The organism is Paractinoplanes atraurantiacus (assembly GCF_900215205.1).
GTDB classification, from domain to species: Bacteria; Actinomycetota; Actinomycetes; order Mycobacteriales; family Micromonosporaceae; genus Actinoplanes; species Actinoplanes atraurantiacus.
The window spans coordinates 278075-297218 of sequence record NZ_OBDY01000009.1 but is presented as its reverse complement, the minus strand read 5'-3'; the positions used below and the strand labels follow the sequence as shown (position 1 = coordinate 297218).

General features: G+C 72.6%; 16 protein-coding genes. 10 read left to right on the top strand and 6 right to left on the bottom strand.

Annotated elements, in window-relative coordinates; genetic code table 11:
• The first annotated feature begins 9 nt into the window (after positions 1-9).
• From CRP55_RS22450 to CRP55_RS22440, 3 genes are read left to right on the top strand one after another with little or no spacing between them, the layout of a single operon-like run.
• The gene (locus tag CRP55_RS22450; RefSeq protein ID WP_097322074.1) at positions 10-690 is read left to right on the top strand and encodes an SDR family oxidoreductase; all 681 of its coding nucleotides are present in this window, start codon (positions 10-12) and stop codon (positions 688-690) included.
• Complete coding sequence (locus CRP55_RS22445) at positions 687-1595, top strand: glycosyltransferase family 9 protein (protein ID WP_097322073.1); 909 nt, start codon at positions 687-689, stop codon at positions 1593-1595. Before CRP55_RS22450 ends, CRP55_RS22445 begins: the two co-directional genes overlap by 4 nt.
• Positions 1576-2541, top strand: coding sequence for a DNA topoisomerase IB (locus CRP55_RS22440; protein WP_097322072.1), 966 nt, complete (start codon positions 1576-1578; stop codon positions 2539-2541). Before CRP55_RS22445 ends, CRP55_RS22440 begins: the two co-directional genes overlap by 20 nt.
• On the opposite strand, the gene CRP55_RS22435 is transcribed toward CRP55_RS22440, so the two are convergent.
• Entirely contained in the window at positions 2531-2884 is a 354-nt protein-coding gene (locus CRP55_RS22435) for a MarR family winged helix-turn-helix transcriptional regulator (RefSeq protein ID WP_097322071.1), read from the bottom strand. The genes CRP55_RS22440 and CRP55_RS22435 overlap by 11 nt on opposite strands.
• Before the next feature lie 35 nt (positions 2885-2919).
• On the opposite strand from CRP55_RS22435, the gene CRP55_RS22430 reads away from it, so the two are divergent.
• Positions 2920-3519, top strand: coding sequence for an NAD(P)-dependent oxidoreductase (locus CRP55_RS22430; RefSeq protein WP_245923298.1), 600 nt, complete (start codon positions 2920-2922; stop codon positions 3517-3519).
• A gap of 154 nt (positions 3520-3673) precedes the next feature.
• Here the strand turns inward: CRP55_RS22430 and CRP55_RS53180 are convergent, their stop codons facing one another.
• On the bottom strand, positions 3674-3811 hold the full coding sequence (locus tag CRP55_RS53180; RefSeq protein ID WP_179855289.1) for a hypothetical protein: 138 nt from the start codon (positions 3809-3811) through the stop codon (positions 3674-3676).
• Between the two features lie 64 nt (positions 3812-3875).
• Between CRP55_RS53180 and CRP55_RS22425 the strand changes: the two genes are divergently transcribed.
• The 3 genes from CRP55_RS22425 to surE all read left to right on the top strand — a co-directional run bounded on the left by CRP55_RS22425 (position 3876) and on the right by surE (position 6761).
• On the top strand, positions 3876-4172 hold the full coding sequence (locus tag CRP55_RS22425) for a hypothetical protein (protein ID WP_097322069.1): 297 nt from the start codon (positions 3876-3878) through the stop codon (positions 4170-4172).
• Positions 4173-4247: 75 nt separating this feature from the next.
• Positions 4248-5915 (top strand): putative bifunctional diguanylate cyclase/phosphodiesterase, encoded by a 1668-nt coding sequence (locus tag CRP55_RS22420; protein WP_245923296.1) that lies wholly within the window; start codon positions 4248-4250, stop codon positions 5913-5915.
• Positions 5916-5945: 30 nt separating this feature from the next.
• Complete coding sequence (gene surE, locus CRP55_RS22415; protein WP_097322068.1) at positions 5946-6761, top strand: 5'/3'-nucleotidase SurE; 816 nt, start codon at positions 5946-5948, stop codon at positions 6759-6761.
• On the opposite strand, the gene CRP55_RS22410 is transcribed toward surE, so the two are convergent.
• On the bottom strand, positions 6758-7312 hold the full coding sequence (locus CRP55_RS22410) for a TetR/AcrR family transcriptional regulator (protein ID WP_097322067.1): 555 nt from the start codon (positions 7310-7312) through the stop codon (positions 6758-6760). The two genes, surE and CRP55_RS22410, sit on opposite strands and share 4 nt — an antisense overlap.
• Positions 7313-7405: 93 nt before the next feature.
• Between CRP55_RS22410 and CRP55_RS54830 the strand changes: the two genes are divergently transcribed.
• Positions 7406-8722: a thiolase family protein gene (locus CRP55_RS54830; protein ID WP_097322066.1), complete on the top strand. Its 1317-nt coding sequence runs from the start codon at positions 7406-7408 to the stop codon at positions 8720-8722.
• Positions 8723-9643: 921 nt separating this feature from the next.
• Positions 9644-11668 carry a S9 family peptidase gene (locus CRP55_RS22400; protein WP_097322065.1) on the top strand — a complete coding sequence of 675 codons (2025 nt, stop codon included), beginning with the start codon at positions 9644-9646 and terminating at the stop codon, positions 11666-11668.
• Here CRP55_RS22400 and CRP55_RS22395 read toward each other — a convergent pair.
• On the bottom strand, positions 11625-13013 hold the full coding sequence (locus CRP55_RS22395; protein WP_218854670.1) for an MFS transporter: 1389 nt from the start codon (positions 13011-13013) through the stop codon (positions 11625-11627). The genes CRP55_RS22400 and CRP55_RS22395 overlap by 44 nt on opposite strands.
• Before the next feature lie 10 nt (positions 13014-13023).
• Here CRP55_RS22395 and CRP55_RS22390 point away from each other — a divergent pair, with 10 nt between their 5' ends.
• Positions 13024-13821 carry a helix-turn-helix domain-containing protein gene (locus CRP55_RS22390; protein WP_097322063.1) on the top strand — a complete coding sequence of 266 codons (798 nt, stop codon included), beginning with the start codon at positions 13024-13026 and terminating at the stop codon, positions 13819-13821.
• On the opposite strand, the gene CRP55_RS22385 is transcribed toward CRP55_RS22390, so the two are convergent.
• Both CRP55_RS22385 and cydB read right to left on the bottom strand, forming a co-directional pair.
• The gene (locus tag CRP55_RS22385) at positions 13764-18161 is read right to left on the bottom strand and encodes a thiol reductant ABC exporter subunit CydD/CydC (RefSeq protein WP_438865806.1); all 4398 of its coding nucleotides are present in this window, start codon (positions 18159-18161) and stop codon (positions 13764-13766) included. The two genes, CRP55_RS22390 and CRP55_RS22385, sit on opposite strands and share 58 nt — an antisense overlap.
• Positions 18158-19138 (bottom strand): cytochrome d ubiquinol oxidase subunit II, encoded by a 981-nt coding sequence (cydB, locus tag CRP55_RS22380; protein WP_097322062.1) that lies wholly within the window; start codon positions 19136-19138, stop codon positions 18158-18160. The genes CRP55_RS22385 and cydB overlap by 4 nt, the downstream gene beginning before the upstream one ends.
• Between the last annotated feature and the right edge of the window lie 6 nt (positions 19139-19144).

Sequence of the window (19144 nt, the reverse complement as noted above, 5' to 3'; positions counted from 1 at the left end):
AAAAGAGACATGGACGCAGTAATCGTTACGGGTGGATCCAGCGGGCTCGGTGCCGCGGTGGTCGACGCTGTGCTCGAGGCGGGCGGGCGGCCGATCGTCATCGACCGGCAGAAGCCGTCGGCCGACGTGCCGTGGATCGACTGCGACCTGGCCGACACCCGCGCGGCCGAGGCGGCTACGCGGCAGGCGATCGCCGAGGCGGGCGGGTCGCTCGACGGGGTGGTGACCGCGGCCGGGATGGACGTGCCGGGGGCGCTGGCCGACATTCCGGGTGAGGTCTGGGACCGGATCGTCACCATCGACCTGCTGTCGACGGCGGCGGTGATCCGGGCGGCGATCCCGGCGCTGAAGCAGTCGCACGGCGGTGTCGTCACGATCTCGTCGACGCTGGGTGTCAAGGCGGTGAGCGACGCGACCGCGTACTGTGCCGCGAAGTTCGGTGTCGTGGGTTTCACCCGCGCGTTGTCGGCCGAGTTGGCCGGGCAGGTCAACGTCACCCTGGTCGTCCCGGGCGGCATGCGGACCAAGTTCTTCGACGAGCGCGACGAGCAGTACAAGCCGGGCCCGGACGCGATCCTCAACGACCCGGCCAACGTGGCCAAGGCCATCCTGTTCGCCCTCCAGCAGCCGGCCGGATGCGCGGTGCGGGAGCTGGTCATCGCCGCCGAGCAGGAGAGCTCGTACCCGTGATCCTCGCCCTTCGCGCCCTCGGCGTCGGCGATCTGGCCACCGCGGTGCCCGCCCTGCGCGGGCTCCGCGGCGCCTTCGGGGAGCGCACGCTGGCGCTCGCGGCCCCGACGTGGCTGATCCCGCTGATCGAGCTGACCGGGGTGGTGGACGAGGTCATCCCCGCGGCGGGACTGTCGCCGCTGCGGTGGGATCGCGACGCGCCCGAGGTGGCGGTCAACCTGCACGGCAGCGGCCCGGAATCGCACCGGCTGCTGCAAGCGACACAACCGGCGAAGCTGTGGGCGTTTGCCAGCGCTCCGGCCGGGCATCTCGACGGTCCCACCTGGAACGAGGAGGACCACGAGGTGCATCGCTGGTGCCGTCTGCTGCGCCACTACGGCGTGCCCGCGGACGAGTCCGACCTGTCCCTGACCGTCCCCGACGTGGACGTCCCGTCCGGCGTGACGATCATCCACCCGGGCGCGAAGTCCCCGTCGCGCCGCTGGCCGGCCTCGCGTTTCGCGGAGGTGGCGTCCGCGCTGACCACGTCCGGCCATCGGGTCGTCATCACCGGCTCCGAGTCGGAGCGGCCGCTGTGTGAGCAAGTGGCGGAGTCGGCCGGGCTCGGCCGAGCGGCGGTGCCGCGGACGGGGCTGGGCGAGCTGGCGGGGCTCGTGGCGAAGGCGCGGCTGCTGATCAGCGGGGACACCGGGATCGCGCATCTGGCGTCGGCCTACGGCACGCCGTCGGTGGTGCTGTTCGGGCCCATGTCGCCGAAGCGCTGGGGGCCGCCGGACCGTCCGTACCACCGAAGCATCTGGCATGGGATCAAGAGCGAGCCGGGCGACAGCATGGAGCCCGGCGTGCATCCCGCCCTGCTCGCAGTGACACCGGCCGAGGTGCTCGATGCGGCTGCGGCGTTCTGACCTCGGCAAGCCCGGCTACGGGCGGCGCGGTGCGGGAAAGGGCTTCACCTATCTCGACACCGCAGGCGCGGTCCTGAAGGACGAGGACGAGATCGCGCGGATCAAGGCGCTGGTCATCCCGCCGGCCTGGAAGGACGTGTGGATCTCGCCGGATCCGCGTGGGCACATCCAGGCGACCGGGATCGACGCGGCCGGGCGCAAGCAGTACCGCTATCACGACGACTGGCGGACGGCCCGGGACGAGAAGAAGTTCGATCACGCGCTGGAGGTGGCGGCGCGCCTGGAGAAGATCCGCGACCGGCTGCGGGCCGACCTGACCGCGGGCCGGGGACTGTGCCGGTCGCGGGTGCTGGCGTCGATCGTGACGCTGCTCGACATGAACATGTTCAGGATCGGGAGCGACCAATACGCCGTACGGGAGGAAGACCCGTCCTTTGGATTGTCCACGTTGCGGCCTGAGCACATTCGGACAAGCGGTGGCTGTGTGTTGATGGAGTTCACCGGCAAGTCGGGCGTCGAGCACTCGGGGTCGGTGGACGACGGCGAGGTGTGCACGGTGCTGAAGGACCTCAAGCGGCGCCGGCGTGGCGCCGGGCGTCTGTTCGCCTATTGGGAGGGCCGCAAGTGGCACGAGGTGCACGCCGACGAGATCAACGAGTACCTCCGCGAGATCAGCGGTGACCGGATGAGCGCGAAGGACTTCCGCACCTGGCATGGCACGGTCAAGGCGGCGGCCGAGCTGGCCGAGGTGGGCCCGCAGCCGACGAAGGCCAAGCGCAAGAAGGCGGTCTCGCACGCGATGAAGGAGGTGGCCGAGCTGCTGGGCAACACACCGGCCGTGGCCCGGGCCTCCTACGTCGACCCGCGCGTGATCGAGGCCTACGAGGAGGGCGAGGTCGTCGATGCCCCTACCGAGCGCGAGGTCCGCAAGCTGCTCACCGACTGAGCCGCTCGGCCTCGCCCGCCCCGGCCTCGGCCGTGCGCCGCAGGAAGTCGGCGATGACCTCGAGCTGCTCGGGGCTGTACGACCCGCAGATGTCCTCCACCGCGGTGATCATCCCGCGGAACTGCCGCAGCACGTCGGCGCCCCGCTCGGGCACGATCCGCACCTGGATCGCCCGGCGGTCGGCGCCGTCGCGCTCGCGGACGATCCAGCCGCCCTTCTCCAGCCGGTCGAGCACGCCCGTCACCGTGGCCGGCGGCAGCCCGGCCGCCTTGGCCAGCGCGCTCGGGGAGAACGGCCCGTTGCGCACGATCAGGTGCAGGCAGTCGAGATCGACGTCGCGCAACCGGCGGCATCGGGCGCGAACTCCTCCGGCAGGCCGTGGCCGCCGGCCACGACGTCACCGCCGTCGTCCGTAACCCCGACAAGATCACCGAAGCCGTCCGGGCCGTCCCGGCCGACCTGGCCCGGCCCGACGTGTTCGCCCTGGCCGAAGCCCTCAAGGACGCCGACGCGATCCTGTCCGGCCTGGGCCCTCGCACGAACGCCGAAGCGGGAGTGGCCACCCGGGGCACCCAGGCGCTCATCGAGGCGGCCCCGGAGGACAGCCGCCTCGTCGTGGTCAGCGCCGCCCCGATGGGCACCGTCCGGTCACCCGCGCGACCCCACCCGCCGCGCCACGACCCGGGCGACGGCTTCTTCATGCGGCATCTGGGAGCACGCTTCGCCAAGACGATGTTCCGCACGCACTACGAGGACCTGGCCACGATGGAGGACGCGGTCATGGCGTGCCCGCTGGAGTGGACGATCAGCCGCCCACCGCGCCTGACCGACAAGCCCCTGACCGGCCGATACCGCACCGCCATCGACCGCAACGTCCGCGGCGGCACGTCCATCTCCCGGGCCGACGTCGCCCACCAGATGCTCCACTGCGTCACCGACCCCATCACCATCCGCCACACGATCGGCGTCGCCTACTAGTTCACCGGTCGGCCCCACAGTGCCGGTAGTGAGGGGCCAGGAGTTCCCAGCTCCACGCGGGCGACGTTGACGAAGGCGAGGACCTCGCGCTCGAGCGCGTCCCGCAACGCCGTCCACGCGGGGCGGTCGATGCGCTGCTCACCGGCGTTGATCGTTAGGCCGCCATCCGCTGATCCCGGCTCCACCGTCCGGCCTCGTGCCGGCGCGAAATGATCCCGCCCAGCACGCCGCCGACGAGCGCGGCGAGGGTGGCGCCGACCGCGGCCGCGAGAGCACTCCATTGACCTGGCATGCCTGAACGGTGTCCCACGAGCGCAACTCTGCGGGAGAGCGCTTCCGGTGGGAGCATCGTCGGTATGACCGTTATCGCCACGCTGACTGTGGAGCGGCCCGCTGGGGCGTGGCTCGACCGTGCCCGGGCCTTTCAGATCGTCGTCGACGGGGAAGTGAAGGGCGCCGTCCGCTGCGGGCGGGAGATCTCGCTGGCGCTGCCGCCGGGGACGCACACGGTTCGGGCGCAACTCGACTGGACCGGCAGTCCGGACCTTCCGGTCCATCTCGGACCGGGTGCGACGGTACGGCTGCGGGTCGAGCCCCGTGGTGCTCGTCACGCCGTGGGGCGGAACTACCTGCGTCTGACCCGGGTGGCTTGATGAACTTTCGATGACCGTGTCGGTGTTCGGCCGCCGCCCGGCGTACGCTCGCCGTCGGGTTGGGGGAGGGTGCCGATGACGGACGCGCCGGTGGTCGGCGATCTTGCCACGCCGGTGACGGTTGTCGACGCGGACGCCGAGATCGGGGTGATCGAGGCGCTTCTGCGCGCCGACCCCGAATCCCTCGGCATCGTCGCCTCCGACGCGGGGCGGCTGCACGTTCTCGACCGGCCCTACCTGGAGACCATCTTCGCGGGACGGCTCGGCTACGGCCGTGCGCTTCTCTTCCACCGTCCCGTGCGCCGCATCCTCAAGGAGCCGGCCCTCGTCCTGCCCGCCGGCGCCGCCCTCGACGACGCCGCCCGCGCCTGCCTGGCCCGGCCCGGCGCCGACAAGGCCGCCCCGGTCGTCGTCGACCTTCCCGGCGGCGCCGTCGGCCTCGCGCCGGCCGGGCCGCTCATCGAGCACTTGAGCCGCCGTTACGAGACGCTCGCCCTGCACGACGCGCTCACCGGGCTCGGCAACCGCCGCCTGCTCGGCGAGGTCGCCGGCGCGCTGCTGGCCGCCGAGAAGCCGATCGCGCTGCTGCTCATCGACCTCGACCGGTTCAAGGAGATCAACGACTCGCTCGGGCACGCCCGTGGCGACCAGTTGCTGCGCCAGGTGGCCGACGAGCTGAGCGCCTTTCCCGGCCACGCCGGCGCGTTCCGGCTCGGTGGCGACGAGTTCGTCCTGCTCCTCGACGACCTGGGGGACGGCTCCGGCACGTACCTCGAAGAAGTCGGCCGTCGTCTTCTCCGGGACATTCAGGGCCCCTTTCCGGTGGCCGGTGTGCCGATCACCGCCGAGGCCTCGCTGGGCATCGCGGCCGGCTGCCTCGACCTCGGCGACCTGCTGGCCGGCGCCGACTCGGCGATGTACGCGGCCAAACGCCACCGCACCACAGTCGAGCACTGGCGTCCCGAGCTGGCCGCCGAGAGCGTCACCGACCTGCGGCTGCAGTCCGAGCTGCGCACGGCGATCGACCAGGGCCAGCTGGAGCTGCATTACCAGCCGCTCGTGGACGCCCGCACCGGCGCCGTCCGCTCGCTGGAGGCGCTGGTCCGCTGGCGTCACCCGCGGCAAGGGCTGCTGCTGCCGGGCCTTTTCGTGCCGGCCGCCGAACGCTCCGACGTCATCACCGCCATGACCGACCGCATCCTCAGCGACGCCATCCGCCAGGCCGCCTGCTGGCACCGGGAGGGCTGGCGGGTGCCGGTGGCGGTCAACCTGCCCGCGCCCGTGCTCGCCCAGGACCGGATCGTCGAGGTCATCGCCGGCCTGCTCGCCCAGCACGGCCTGCCCTCGCACGCGCTCATCGTCGAGGTGACCGAGAGCGCGGTCATGACCCGGCCCGAGCGCGGCGCCGAGCGGCTGCGCCGGATCCGCGAGCTCGGCGTGCGCGTGGCCATGGACGACTTCGGGACGGGGTACACGTCGCTGGCCCTGCTGACCCGGCTGCCGCTGGACGAGCTGAAACTGGACCAGTCTTTCGTGCACCGCGTCCACGATCCGCGCGAACGGGCCATTGTGGACGCCGTGGCCCGGATGGCCCAGGGGCTCGAGCTGACCCTGGTGGCCGAGGGCGTCGAGGACCAGCCGACCGCCGACGTCCTGACCGAGGCCGGCTTCGATCTGTTGCAGGGCTACCACTTCGGCCGCCCGATGCCACCGGAGATGCTGGCTGCGGCCGCGGCTGCTTGACCCGCTTTCCGCGGGGTAAGAGAAGCCGGCATGACGGCCCGGATCCTGGTCACCAACGACGACGGCATCGACGCGCCCGGTCTGCGCGCGCTGGCCCTGGCCGCCCGCGACGCCGGCTACGAGGTGGTCGTGGCCGCCCCGCGGGAGGAGGCCAGCGGGATGAGCGCGGCGCTGACCGCCGTCACCTCGGAGGGCCGGATCGTCGTGGAGAAACGCGATTGGGAGGGGCTCATCGCGTACGGGGTGACGGCCTCACCCGCGTACATCGTGGTCCTGGCGGGTCTGGGGGTTTTCGGTTCGCCGTTCGACATCGTGCTGTCCGGCCCGAATCGCGGCGCGAACGCGGGCGGCGCGGTCCTGCACTCCGGCACGGTCGGCGCGGTCCTGACCGCGGCCAACGACGGGGTGCGCGCGATGGCCGTGTCGCTGGACGTGCTGAACCCGTCGGAGGTCGACGCGACGGCCAGCGGGGGAGCGGTCCTGGTGGTGCCGGACGACGCGGTGCTGCACTGGGACACCGCGGCCCGCATGGCGGCCGATCTGCTCGAGTGGCTCGCGGACGCGCCACCCGGCACCGTCCTCAATCTGAACGTGCCGGATCGCCCGGTCGCGGACGTGAAAGGCCTGCGGGAGGCCACCTTGGCGCCGTTCGGGCAGGCGCAGATGGCGCTCGCGGAGAGCGGCGAGGGCTTCGTCCGCACGGCCATCGAGAAGACCGGCGAGCCGCTGATTCCGGGGTCCGACACGGCGTTGCTGGCCGAGGGCTACGCGACAGTGACCGCGATCCGCCCGCCCAGCCAGGTCACCGGCGTACGGCTGCCGGCGCAACGACCGGCGTCCCGCTAGTCAGGACGGCCGGCGGCGACCAGCTCGCGGGCCCACTCGACCGCCACCGACGGATCGGGGCCGGTGCCGCTGTAGAGACTGTCGATGAGCAGCCAGAGGCGGTCGCCCAGCTGCGGCGGCCCGCCGGCGGCGGCGACCAGCTCGCTCACCTGCGCCCGGGTGTCGCGCAGATACGCGCGGGCCACGGCAGTCGCCTCGTCATCGTCGCCGGGGGACGGGAACTCGGCCAGGTATTTGCGGAACGCGCATCCGCGGTACGCGCTCCCGCGTACCCGATAAGCCACCTCGGTGACCAGCGCGACCAGCTGCTCCCGAGGCTCGCCCGTCAGGGCGGCCGAGGTCGCGGCCTCGCGCTCCTCCCGTGCCCGCCCGAGATAGGCCGCCACGAGGGCCGATTTGCCGGGGAAGTGGCGGTAGAGCATGTTCTTGCCGCAGCCGGCCGCCTGGATCACCTCGGCCATGCCGACGGCGCGCACCCCGCGCACGTAGAAGAGCTCGGCCGCGACCGCCAGGATCCGCTGCCGCCCCGAGGGATCTTCCGTTCGTGCCATGAGGAACAAGCCTATCCAAAGCATTGACGCCGTACGCCTCGACGGGCCACGATCGGACCGATCGGTCCGTAATTTTGACGGAAGGACGAGGCCATGCGAGACGCCGTCATCGTCGACGCGGTGCGCACCCCGGTCGCCAAGGGCAAACCAGGCGGCGCCTACCACGACATCCATCCGATCGACCTGCACGCCCACGTGCTCAGGGCGCTGCTCAACCGCAACCCCGGCCTCGACCCGGCCGAACTCGACGACGTCATCGGCGGCACGGTCGGCCAGGTCGGCGAGCAGAGCACCAACCCGGCCCGCCTGGCCCTGCTGGCCGCCGGCTTCCCCGAGTCGGTGCCCGGCGTGACCGTCGACCGGCAGTGCGGCAGCAGCCAGCAGGCGCTCAGCTTCGCCGCCCAGGGCCTGATCTCCGGCGCGTACGACATGGTCATCGCCTCCGGCGCCGAGTCCATGTCCCGGGTCCCGATCGGCAGTCCGGCGTACGTCGACGGCACCCGCGCGTTCGTGGGCGGGCCGGCGGTCGAGAAGCGCTACGGGCCGTTGATCCCCCAGGGGGTGAGCGCCGAGCTGATCGCCCGCAAGTGGGCGTTCTCCCGCACCCAGCTCGACGACTTCGCCGCCACCAGCCACCAGCGCGCCGCCGCGGCGTGGCGCAACGGCTGGTTCGACACCCAGATCACCCGCCTCGGCCCTTCCGGCGCCGACATCGACCTCTCCGCCGACCTCGCCGCCGGCCTTGCCGCCAGGCTCTCCGCCGGCCTCGCCGGCCTCCCCGCCGGCCTTCCCGCCGGCCTCGCCGCCGACCTCCCCGCTGGTCTCTCCGGCGGCCTCGCGATCGATGAGACGATCCGTCCCGGCAGCAGTGTCGAGACGTTGGCCGGCCTGCGTCCCGCCTTCGCCGACCCGCGGTGGGAGCAGCGTTTCGGCGCCATCGACTGGAAGGTCACGGCCGGAAACTCGAGCCCCGTCAACGACGGCGCGGCCGCCCTCCTGCTCACCACCAGCGAGATCGCGGCCCGCCACGGCTGGCGCCCCCGGGCCCGCGTCCACACCGCCACCGCCGTGGGCGACGACCCGATCCTCATGCTGACCGGCATCATCCCCGCCACCGCGAAGGTCCTCGCCCGGGCGGGCCTGACCATGAGCGACATCGACGCGTACGAGGTGAACGAAGCCTTCGCCTCGGTGGTCTTGGCCTGGCAGGCCGAAACCGGCGCCGACCCGGCAAAGGTCAATGTGGACGGCGGCGCCCTGGCCATCGGCCACCCGCTGGGCGCGAGCGGCGCCCGCCTGGCCACCACGTTGCTGAACACCTTGGAACGCACGGGCGGCCGCTACGGCTTGCAGACGATGTGCGAGGCCGGCGGCACCGCCAACGCCACCATCATCGAACGCCTGGACTGACCACTTCTGCACGTTCGCGCACTCCGCGCTGCACGTTCGCACCCAACTTCGCAGGTTTGCTCGCGAAAATGCCCACTCGCGGTTGTCAGCGCTGGCACGTCCCGCGCCCGCGACAGCAATGCGTGCGGCGTCCGGGACGCGGGTTCGGCGCGCCGCCGCGAGGCCCGTCCCGCGCGCCGGCGTCGCTCCCTCCGCGGTGGCGACGTCCACTCGGTGGCGGTGGCGCTCGCTCGTGGCGGCGATGTCCACTCCGTGGCGGCGGTGGCGCTCGCTCGTGGCGGCGATGTCCACTCCGTGGCGGCGGCGGCGCTCGCTCGTGGCAGCGATATCCACTTCGCGGCGGCGACGCTCGCTCGTGGCGGCGACGCTCGCTGTGCGCTGGAGCTCGCTGTGCGCTGGAGCTCGCTGTGCGCGGCGGCGATGTTTGCTTGGCGCGGCGGCGATGATTGTGCTGCCCGGCCGCGGCCCTTGTTGTGCGCGGCGGCGCTCGTTTGTGCTCGGTAGCGATGACTGTTTGCGCGGCGGCGGCGCTAGTTGTGCGCGAGGGCGCTCGTCCTGCGCGAGGCGGCGCTCGTTGTGTGCGGTGGCGATGATTGTTCTGCGCGGCGGCTCTCGTGCTGTGCGGTGGCGTCGCGAGCTGTGCGCGGCGGCGGCTCTCGTGCTCTGCGGTGGCGGCGCGAGCTGTGCGCCGCGACGGGCGCTGGTTGTGTGCGACGGCGGTCGTGCTGTGCGGTGGCGATGCCTGCTCTGCGCGTTTGTGTGTCGGGGAGTGTGTGGGATTGCGCGTTTGGGCTTTCGCGCGCGACTAAATGGACGTGGTGCGACGAAACGGTCGGGTGGTGGAAGGGTGAGGGCCGCGGGTGGTGGGCTGCGGTCGTGTCGGGGGCGCGGGCTTGGGCGCGGTGCGGTAAGACTGGCGGCATGCTTGTCTCTTTTCCGCGGCTGGTGGGGCGCACGCAAGGGTTCGGCCTTGGGCGGCCGCGGCGGTTCACCGTCGGGCCCGACGGGAAGCGCGTGCTCTTTCTGCGCAGCCTCGGTGGGGAAGACCCGGTTCTGCGGCTGTGGAGCCTCGACCTCGACCGCGGGGACGAGCGGCTCCTCGCCGATCCGGCCGCGCCCGCCGGCAAGGCGCTGTCGGCGCAGGAGCGGGCCCGGCGGGAGCGGGCGCGTGACCGGTCGGCCGGGATCTCGGACTACAGCGCCGATCAGGCCGTACGGCGGGTGGCGTTCACCGCCGACCAGCAACTGTTCATTGTGGACGTCGACAGCGGTGCGGTGACCGCCCTTCCGGCGCGGGCGCCGGTCGAGGACGCGACGATCAGCCCGGACGGTACGGCCGTCGCGTACGTGCATGAGGGGGAGCTCCGGATCGTCGGCACGGACGGCACCGGGGACCGTGCCGTCGCGACCCCGGAGAAGGCCGACGTGACGTACGGGCTGGCCGAGCACGTGGCCGGCGAGTCGATGGAGCGGATGCGCGGCTTCTGGTGGGCGCCGGACAGCAGCCGCCTCGCGGTGGCGCGTGTGGACAACGAGCCCGTCGAGATCTGGTATCTGAGCGATCCGAGCAACCCGCAGGAGCCGCCGACCAGCCACCGCTACCCGCGCGCCGGCACCAATAACGCCGTGGTATCTCTCCATATTTACGATAAATCGGGCGGCGCGACGGCGGTGCGGGCCGAGTACGAGTATCTGGTCGATGTCGTGTGGGACGCGCACGGATTGCTCGCGGTCGTGCAGAACCGGCCACAAACCGTCATGCGCGTGCTCGAGGTCGACCCGGCGACGGGCGCGACCGCGGCCATCGCCGAGATGACCGACGACGCCTGGACGCCGATCGTGCCGGGTGTGCCGAAGCGGACGGCCGGCGGCGAGCTGATCTGGATCGCGGACCGCGACGACACCCGCCACCTGGCCGTGGCCGGTGAGCCGGTCACGCCGCCGGGGCTGCAGGTCGCCGAGCTGCTGTCGGTCGACGGGGACACCATCTTGTTCGCCGCGACCGAGGAACCCACCGAGCAGCACCTCTGGACCTGGTCGCGGGCCGGCGGCCTCCACCAGGTCACCACCGCCAAGGGCGTGCACACCGGCAGCCGTTCCGGCGGCAGCACCGTGATCCGGTCCTACCGGCTCGACGGGGAGGACACGCGATTCGGCTCCCGGATCATCACTGATCTGGCGGCCAGCTCACCCGTCGTACCCAAAGTGTCTCTGCTTCGCGCCGGAAAGCGCGAGTTGCGCACGGCCGTCCTGTTTCCCGCCGTGTGGCAGCGCGGCGAGCGCCTGCCGGTCCTGATGGACCCCTACGGCGGCACGGCCATGCAGCGGGCCGTCGCCGACCGGGGCAGCTACTACGTCTCGCAGTGGTTCGCCGACCAGGGGTTCGCCGTCATCGTCGCCGACGGGCGCGGCACGCCCGGGCGGGGGCCGCGCTGGGAGAAGGAAGCCCACGGCGACAACTCCGACAAGCTGGTCGAGGACCAGGTCGACGCCCTGCACACGGTGGCCGCGCTCTACCCGGAGCTCGACCTCGGGCGGGTGGGCATCCGCGGCTGGTCGGCCGGCGGCACCCTGGCCGCGCTGGCCGTGCTGCGCCGCCCGGACGTCTTCCACGCCGCCGTCGCGGGCGCGCCGGTGACCGACGAGTTCCTCTACGACACGCATTGGCAGGAGCGCTATCTCGGTGATCCGCGGATCGATCCCCGCCCGTACGAGAACGCCTCGGTCCTCAGAGATGCCGCGAAGCTCGAACGGCCGCTGATGCTGATCCACGGCCTGGCCGACGACAACGTCTACCCGGTGCACACGATGCGCTTCTCCGCGGCGCTGCTGGCCGCGGGGAAGCCGCACACCGTGCTTCCGCTGCCGGGCGCCAGTCACATGGCGTCCGACGTCGACCTGCTCACACCGCAACTGCGCTTTTTGCAGGAGGCACTAAAGCATTGACGAGTACGCCGGCGGCCAGCGCCACGAGCGCATTGACGGTTATCGCCGACGCGGTGTCGCCGTGGGCGAGCACGGCCGACATGACGGGCGTGCCGACCGTGATGCCGATCTGCTGGCTCATCGTCGCCAGCCCGGTCGCCAGGCCCTGATCGGCGGCGGGCAGCGCGTTCGTCACGGTGACCATGAAGGCGACGATCGCGACCAGGTTCGCGGCCCCGCCCACGAAGGTCAGCGCCAGCAGCCACTGCCGCTCCGGGCCGAGCAGCACCAGCGGAAGGGTCGCCGCCGCCTGCACGACGAGACCGCCGATGAGCGCACCGCGCGCGCCTGCATGCGCGATGATGCGCGGTGCGACGATTCCGCCCATCACGGTGCCCACGCCGAGGACGGCGAACGACAGCCCGGCCCGCAACGGCGAATAGCCGAGCACGTCCTGCAGATAGAGCGTCAGCACGAACACCAGCGACGTCTCGGTCGCGAAAGCCAGCAGCCCGGCCAGATTCCCCCAGCCGACACCCCTCGACCGCAGCACCCTCACCGGCACCAGTGGCTCCGCCACACGCTTTTCAATCAACCAAAAAATTCCGAGCAGAAGTACGCCGACGAGCACCCACCCGTACACAAGCGCGAGCAGCCCGCCGGTCACGGCGATCGCACCGGGCACGTCGATGCGGCGGCGCTCCTGGTGACGTACATCGGAATCAAGCAGAACCGGCGCGACCAGAAGGGCCACCGCGGCGACCGCGACGTTCAGGAAGAACGCGTAACGCCAGCTTAGCAAGCCGGTCAGCACGCCGCCGAGCACGGCGCCGGTGGTGAAGCCGGCGGCCATCAGCGCGCCGTTGAGCCCGAGAGCCCTGTCGCGGGCCGGACCGGCGGGGAAGAGCGTGGTGAGCAGCGCGAGGGCGGCCGGGGTCACCGCGGCCGTGGCCAGGCCCTGCACGACCCGGGCCGAGAGCAGCACCTCGGCCGACTGCGCGAGACCGCCCGCGAGCGACGAGACGCCGAGCGCCGCCATGCCGATCAGGAACATGCGCCGCCGGCCGGCCAGGTCGGCGACCCGCCCGAAGAGCAGCGTGAACCCGGCCGCGCAGAGCGCGAACGCCGTCGTCACCCACTGCAGGCCACCGACCGAAAGCCCGACGTCGTGCCCGATCGCCGGCAGGGCCACGTTGAGGATGGAGAAGTCGACCGCGAGCGTGAAGCCGGCGGTCAGCAGCACGGCCATCGCCGCGCGCTTTCTGTTCGTCATAAGCGTTGACGATGTTCGTTCGTGCACGAAGCAACCAGAACCCGCTGTTGCGTAGCACTCACAGGGATAGGCAGCCGCCGCGCCGCCGAGCAACGATGATCCGGTGAACGAACTCGGGGCCTTCCTGCGAACCCGCCGCGCCCGCCTCACCCCAACCGAGGCCGGGCTCATCTCGTACGGGGCCAGGCGCGTGCCCGGGCTCCGGCGCGAGGAGCTCGCCCAGCTGGCCGGCGTCAGCCACACGTACTACATGCGCCTCGAACAGGGCCAGAGCCACAACGCGTCCACCTCGGTGATCGACGCCCTGGCCCGCGCCTTGCGGCTGTCCGCGGACGAGCGCTCCCACCTTTACGATCTGGCCCGCCCGGCCCGCTCCGCCGTCGGGCCGGCCGAGACCGCGCGGCCCACTCTGGTGCGGCTGCTGGACGGCATGCCCGGCCTTCCGGCCGTCCTGGTCGATCGGCGCACCACCGTGCTGGCCTGGAACCCCCTCGGCCGTGCCCTGCTGGCCTTCCACGAGACCACGCCCGGCGTGAACCTCGCCCGCCAGCTCTTCCTGGACCCGCACACCCGCGACCTGTACCGCGACTGGCACACCGAGGCCTGCCGCGCCGTCGCCTCCCTCCGCCTGGTGGCCGGCCGCACCCCCGGCGACCGCGCGCTGGCCGAGCTGATCGGCGACCTGTGCATCAACAGCACCGAGTTCGCCGAGATCTGGGCCCACCACCCCATCGCCGAGTGCGTCACCGGGCGCAAGCTCCTGCACCACCCGGTCGTAGGCGACCTCGACCTGGACTTCGAGGTCCTCCAGTCCGCCGACGGCAGCGGCCAGCGCCTGATCACCTACATGGCCGCCCCCGGCACCCCCGCCGCCACAGCGTTGCGGCTGCTGGCCGCTTGATCGTTCACCTCGGTCAGCCCACCGCCCTCCAGCATCAGCACACGGTCGACCAGGTCGAGCCCTTCGGTGCGGTGCGTCAGCACCAGGACGGTCCGGCCCCGCCCGGCCGCCAGCAGGTCCGCCATCAGAGCCTCGGCCACATCCGCGTCCAGGCCTTCGGTCGGCTCGTCGAGGATCAGCAGGCCCGGCTCGGCCAGCAGCGCCCGCGCGGTCGCGAACCGCCGAACCTGCCCACCCGACATCGTGCTTCCGCCACTGCCCAGCCACGTGTCAAGCCCAGCGGCGAGCCCGTCAAGCCATTCCCCGAGCCGCACCCGCTCCAGCACTGCGCGCAGCTCCCCATCCGTGGCACCCGGCCGGGCCAGCCGCAGATTCTCCCGAACGGTGGACGCGAACACATGGTCGGTCTCATCCCCGACAAGCACGATCCGCCCCCGCACCACCTCCTCGGGCAACTCCCGCAGATCGCTCCCGTCGCCCAGGGCCAGCGCCCCCGCCCGCGGATCGAGCAACCGCCCGACAACCGCGGCCAGAGTCGACTTCCCCGCCCCCGACCGCCCGAGCACAGCAATCCGCGCTCCAGCCACCAGGTCGAGGTCGAGCCCATCGAGCACGGCCTCCCCGTCAGGGTCCCAACCAGCGACAATGCTTTGCAGACGTACGCCGAGAGGCCCACCCCTCCCGACGCCATTGCCCTTCGCGCTCGTGCCGGTGCCGCCGCCCTTCTCGGTGCCGCTGCCTTCCACGTTCGTGTCGGCGTCGCTGCCCTTCGCGTTTGTGCCGGTGCCGCTGCCCTTCTCGGTGCCGCTGCCTTCCTCGTTCGTGTCGGCGCTGCTGCCCTTTGCGTTCGTGTGGACGCCGCTGCCCTTCGCGTTCGTGTGGACGCTGCTGCCTCCCTCGTTGGTGTTGGCGCCGCCGCCCTTCGTGCTTGTGTCGACGCCGCTGCCCTCCTCGGTTGTGTCGGCGTCGCTGCCCTTCGTGCTTGTGTCGACGCCGTTGCCCTCCTCGCTTGTGTCGGCACCCGTGCCCTTCGCGCTCGTGCCGATGCTTGTTACCGACGGGTGGCTCGCGTCGGTGCCGCTGCCCTCCTTGTTCGCGCCCACGTTCGAAGGGCTTCGCGGAAGCTGAGGCGCTGGCGGTCCGGCGATCGGGCGGCCGTGGCGAGGGAATGTGGCGGCCGGTGGCTCGGCCAGCAGGGTGGCGAGGCGTTGTTCGGCACCGGCGGCGCGGCGGCGGGCCACTGCGGCGTCGGGGAGGGTCATGACCTGCTCGCCGAGGACGACCATGCACAGCAGCAGAACCGCGGCCCATTCGTGGCTGAGGCCGCCGAGGGCGTACACCGTGCCGGTGACCGTGATGCCCCAACCGAGGTGCCCCAGGGCAGCGGCCCACCCGGCCGCGCGGGCCGACTGTTCCTCGAGCCGGGCGAGCTCACGGCTGCGCCGCTCGGGAACGGTCTGCGAACCGGTCAGCTCCTCGATGCCGTCCACGGTCTCCACCATGGCGTCGCGCAGCTGGGCGCGGGCTTCGCCGGTAGCGAGCTCACTGCGAGTCGCCTGCCGGGCGGCAACCATCGGCGCCGGCACGCCGGCGATCACCAGCCCGGCCGCGAGCGGCACCGCGACGGCCGGCGAGAGGAGCAGCGCCACTCCTGACGCGATGCCGATGGTCGCCAGGGCGGCCCAGGCCGGCAGCCGCCCGCGCAACAGCCCGTCGACCCGAGCGTCCACGTCGTCTACAACTTTGGTCAGCAGATCCCCGCGCCGCCGCAGCCGGGGCCCGGGCACCAGGGGAATCAGCGCCGCGTACACCCGCGACCGCCACGCCCCGAGCCGGGCGAACGCGACATCATGCGCAACGAGCCGCTCGAGATACCGAAGCAGCGGCCGAGTCACCGCACTGCCCCGAACCAGCACCACAGCCGTCGACAGCGAAAGCACCGGCGGCAGGCTCGACGCCCGCACCAACAGCCAGGCAGCCGCCCCGGTCAGCACGAGCCCGGCCAGCGAAGACCCACTCCCCAACACGACAGCCACCCACGCCCGCACACCGGCAGAGGCGCGCCGCGACGTATTGGCCGACAGTGTGGTCGTCGCCGGGTCGCCGGCCCCGCTGCCAATGGCTGAAGCAGCAACGGCGGTGACGGTAGACGTGCCGGCGGAGGCGGCGGTGCGGGCCGGCGCGGATCCGGCGGTGGTGAGGGTGGCGGCGGTGGGAACGCCGGCGGAAGCCGCGCCGGCTGGAGCGGGGCCGGCGGTGATGGCAGCGGTGGCGATAGAAGCGGTGGGGGAGTGCTCGGCCGGCGGTGTCACGTCGGTGATGCGGTCGGCGGCGGCGAGCAAGGCCGGGCGGTGGGCGACCACGAGGACGGCGCTGCCCAGGCGCGCGGCGGTTCGGAGGCGGTCGATGACCAGTTGTTCGGTGGTGGCGTCGAGGTGGGCGGTCGGCTCGTCGAGGAGCAGGGTGACCGGCTCCGCGCCGGCCCGGTGCAGCAGTGCGGCCAAGGCCAGCCGGTGCCGCTGGCCGGCGGAAACCCCGGCGCCCCGCTCGCCCAGCGGAGTGTCGGCGGGCAGGTCCAGTCCTACCGTTCGCAGCGCGTCGCTGATGTCGGAAGCGGACGATCCGGACGGAAAGAGGTCGGCCACCGTGCGGGCGTGCGGCAGGGTGACCCGCTGCGGGAGATAGTGCGCGTTGTCCGCGACGGCCACACCCGCCTGCGGCGCCTGCAGACCGGCGAGCACCCGCAGCGCGGTTGTCTTGCCTGCGCCCGACGGCCCGCGCAAAGCCACGATCTCCCCGGCGCGCACGGTGAGCTCGTCGAGGGTCAGGGCGTCCCGTGTCGTCCCGGGGTAGCGCACCCGCAGGCCGAAAGCACCCACACCGACCAGCCCGGAAGCTTCCGCTCCAAGCTCACCCAGAAGTTGATCATGGGGAGAGCTGAAGGCTTCCGCGCTGCTCGCGCTGCTCGCGCTGGCGGGGCTGGTCGCGCTGCTCGCGCTGGCGGGGCTGGTCGCGCTGCTCGCGCTGGCGGGGCTGGTCGCGCTGCTCGCGCTGGCGGGGCTGGTTGGGCTGGTTGGGCTGGTTGCGCTGGCAGGGCTGGTTCCGCTGGCAAGTCCGGCAGGGCTGGTTTCGCTGGCAGGGCTGATTGCGCTGGCAAGTCCGGCAGGGCTGATAGGGCTGGGTGCGCTGGTTGCCGGCGCCGCGGGGGTTGCGCCGGGTGCGGTGTTGGGTGGGGTGGATGTCAGGATCTCGTCGACGTCGTTGATTACGGCGGTGGCGTCGGTGGCGGCGTGGTACTTGGCGGCCATCTCGCGTAGGGGGCGGTACGCCTCGGGGGCCAGCAGGATGACCAGGAGGGCCGGGCCGAGGGATATGTTGCCTGCGGCCACGCGGAGGCCGGCCTCGACGGCGATCAGGCCCACCGAGAGGGTGCCGACCAGGTCGAGCGCGGTTGAGGACAGGAAAGCCACGCGGAGCACGCGCAAGGTGGCCGAGCGGTGCTTGTCCGTGAGGTCGGCGACCACCTCGGTCTGGCGTTCGGCACGGCCGAAGACGCGCAGGGCGGGCAGGCCGCGCACCACGTCGAGGAAGTGGCCGGCCAGGCGGGCGTCGGCCTGCCAGCGCTGCCGGGCGCGGGACTGCGTGGCCCAGCCGATCAGGGCGCCCAGCACCGGGATCAGCGGCAGCGTGACCAGGGCGACCACCGCGGACGCGGGGTCGACCAGGGCCATGGTGACGATGACCAGCGGGGGCAGCGCGACGCCGAGGACGAGCGACGGCAGGTAGCCGCTGAACCACGGCCGCAGCGCGTCTAGGCCGTTGGTCAGCACGGCGGTGAGCCGCCCCGCCCCGAACGACGCCACCCAGGCCGGGCCGCGGCGCAGCACCGCGGCGAGCATCGCGCGGCGCAGCTCGTCGGTGACCCGGGCGGCGGTCCGCTGGGCGACGAGCTGCTCGCCCCAGGAGAAGGCGGCCCGCGCGGCGAAGGCGCCCGCGAGCAGGGCGGTGGCCCACCGGTGGTCGCCCGCCACCAGCAGGGTGAGTGCTACCGCGACGGTCAGCGTCGCCGCGGCCTGGCCCGCGCCGAGCAGCGCGAGCAGGGCGATGCCGGCCCGGCTGGTGCGGGCGTGACGCACCAGCCGGGGATCCAGCGGCCCGCGGGCTGACGCGGACCGCTTCGGCGCGGCGGTAGCAGGGACTGAGGGCGCGCCGGACGCAGGCGACGCAGTCGAGCCGAGCAGCGGCGCGGGTGACGCGGGCGGGGCCGGCGGCGTGGGTGAGGCGGGCGGCGAGGTGGGGGAGGCGGGAGAGGGTGGCGGCGTAGGCAGGGCGGTGGTCATGAGGGGACCCGTTCGCTGGCGATGCGGCGGCGGAAGACCCAGTAGGAGAAGGCCTGGTAGGCGATGACGCCGGGGAGGATCAGGACGCCGGCCCAGGTGATCAGTTCCAGGGCCTGGGGTGTGGCGGCGGCCGCGTCGCGGGTCAGGGACCACCGCGGGTCGAGGGTGCTGCGCAGGACCACGTCGCCGTGGGTGGTGAAGACGGCGACCACGGCGCCGGCCACCGACAGGGCCGTGACGGCGAAGGCCAGGGCCTCGCGGCCGGAACGGGCCAGCATGCCGGCAAGCAGGCTGAGGGCCGCGGCGGCCAGGGCCAGGCGTGAACCCGTACCGAAGCCGATGACCAGAAGCGCGACGGCACCGCCCGAGCCCAGCCACCGCGCCAGCGTGCGGGCCCGATGGCGCAAGGGGCCGCTGGTGCGCAGGCCGAGGAACGTGGCGCCCAGCATCAGTGCGGCGAACAGGGCGGCCAGCGCGCCCAAGGCAGCGGCCGGTGACCAGATCGGGCCCAGGGTGCGGGACAGGCCGCCGCCGGTCACCGAGCCGTCGGCGCCGAGGGCCAGGCCGCGGACGAACGTGGCCAGCAGCGCGCCCCACACCAGCACGATGCCGAGTGAGCTCAGCGCCAGGGCGATGTCGGCGCGGCGGCGGTACGACGGGCCGTCGCCCTTGCCCCGGAACTCGAGGGCGACGCCGCGGACGGCGAGCAGGAGCAGCAGGACGACCATCGGCAGGTAGAGTCCGGAGAGCAGGGCCGAATACCAGGCCGGGAACGCGGCGAACGTGACGCCGATCGCCGCGACCAGCCAGACCTCGTTGCCGTCCCAGAACGGGCCGATCGTGCGGACCGCGGCGCCGCGCTCGTGGTCGTCGCGGCCGAGCACCGGGCCGAGCAGGCCCACCCCGAAGTCGAAGCCCTCGAGCACGAAGAAGAGCACCCAGGCGAGCACGACGACGGCGAACCAGAAGGTGATCATGTCAGT

Excerpts from the sequence above, each read along its gene's own strand:
- CRP55_RS22450 (WP_097322074.1), top strand. The coding sequence starts at position 10 with ATGGACGCAGTAATCGTTACGGGTGGATCCAGCGGGCTCGGTGCCGCG.
- CRP55_RS22440 (WP_097322072.1), top strand. The coding sequence starts at position 1,576 with ATGCGGCTGCGGCGTTCTGACCTCGGCAAGCCCGGCTACGGGCGGCGC.
- CRP55_RS53180 (WP_179855289.1), bottom strand. The coding sequence starts at position 3,811 with ATGCCAGGTCAATGGAGTGCTCTCGCGGCCGCGGTCGGCGCCACCCTC.
- CRP55_RS22425 (WP_097322069.1), top strand. The coding sequence starts at position 3,876 with ATGACCGTTATCGCCACGCTGACTGTGGAGCGGCCCGCTGGGGCGTGG.
- CRP55_RS22420 (WP_245923296.1), top strand. The coding sequence starts at position 4,248 with ATGACGGACGCGCCGGTGGTCGGCGATCTTGCCACGCCGGTGACGGTT.
- surE (WP_097322068.1), top strand. The coding sequence starts at position 5,946 with ATGACGGCCCGGATCCTGGTCACCAACGACGACGGCATCGACGCGCCC.
- CRP55_RS22410 (WP_097322067.1), bottom strand. The coding sequence starts at position 7,312 with ATGGCACGAACGGAAGATCCCTCGGGGCGGCAGCGGATCCTGGCGGTC.
- CRP55_RS54830 (WP_097322066.1), top strand. The coding sequence starts at position 7,406 with ATGCGAGACGCCGTCATCGTCGACGCGGTGCGCACCCCGGTCGCCAAG.
- CRP55_RS22400 (WP_097322065.1), top strand. The coding sequence starts at position 9,644 with ATGCTTGTCTCTTTTCCGCGGCTGGTGGGGCGCACGCAAGGGTTCGGC.
- CRP55_RS22385 (WP_438865806.1), bottom strand. The coding sequence starts at position 18,161 with ATGACCACCGCCCTGCCTACGCCGCCACCCTCTCCCGCCTCCCCCACC.
- cydB (WP_097322062.1), bottom strand. The coding sequence starts at position 19,138 with ATGATCACCTTCTGGTTCGCCGTCGTCGTGCTCGCCTGGGTGCTCTTC.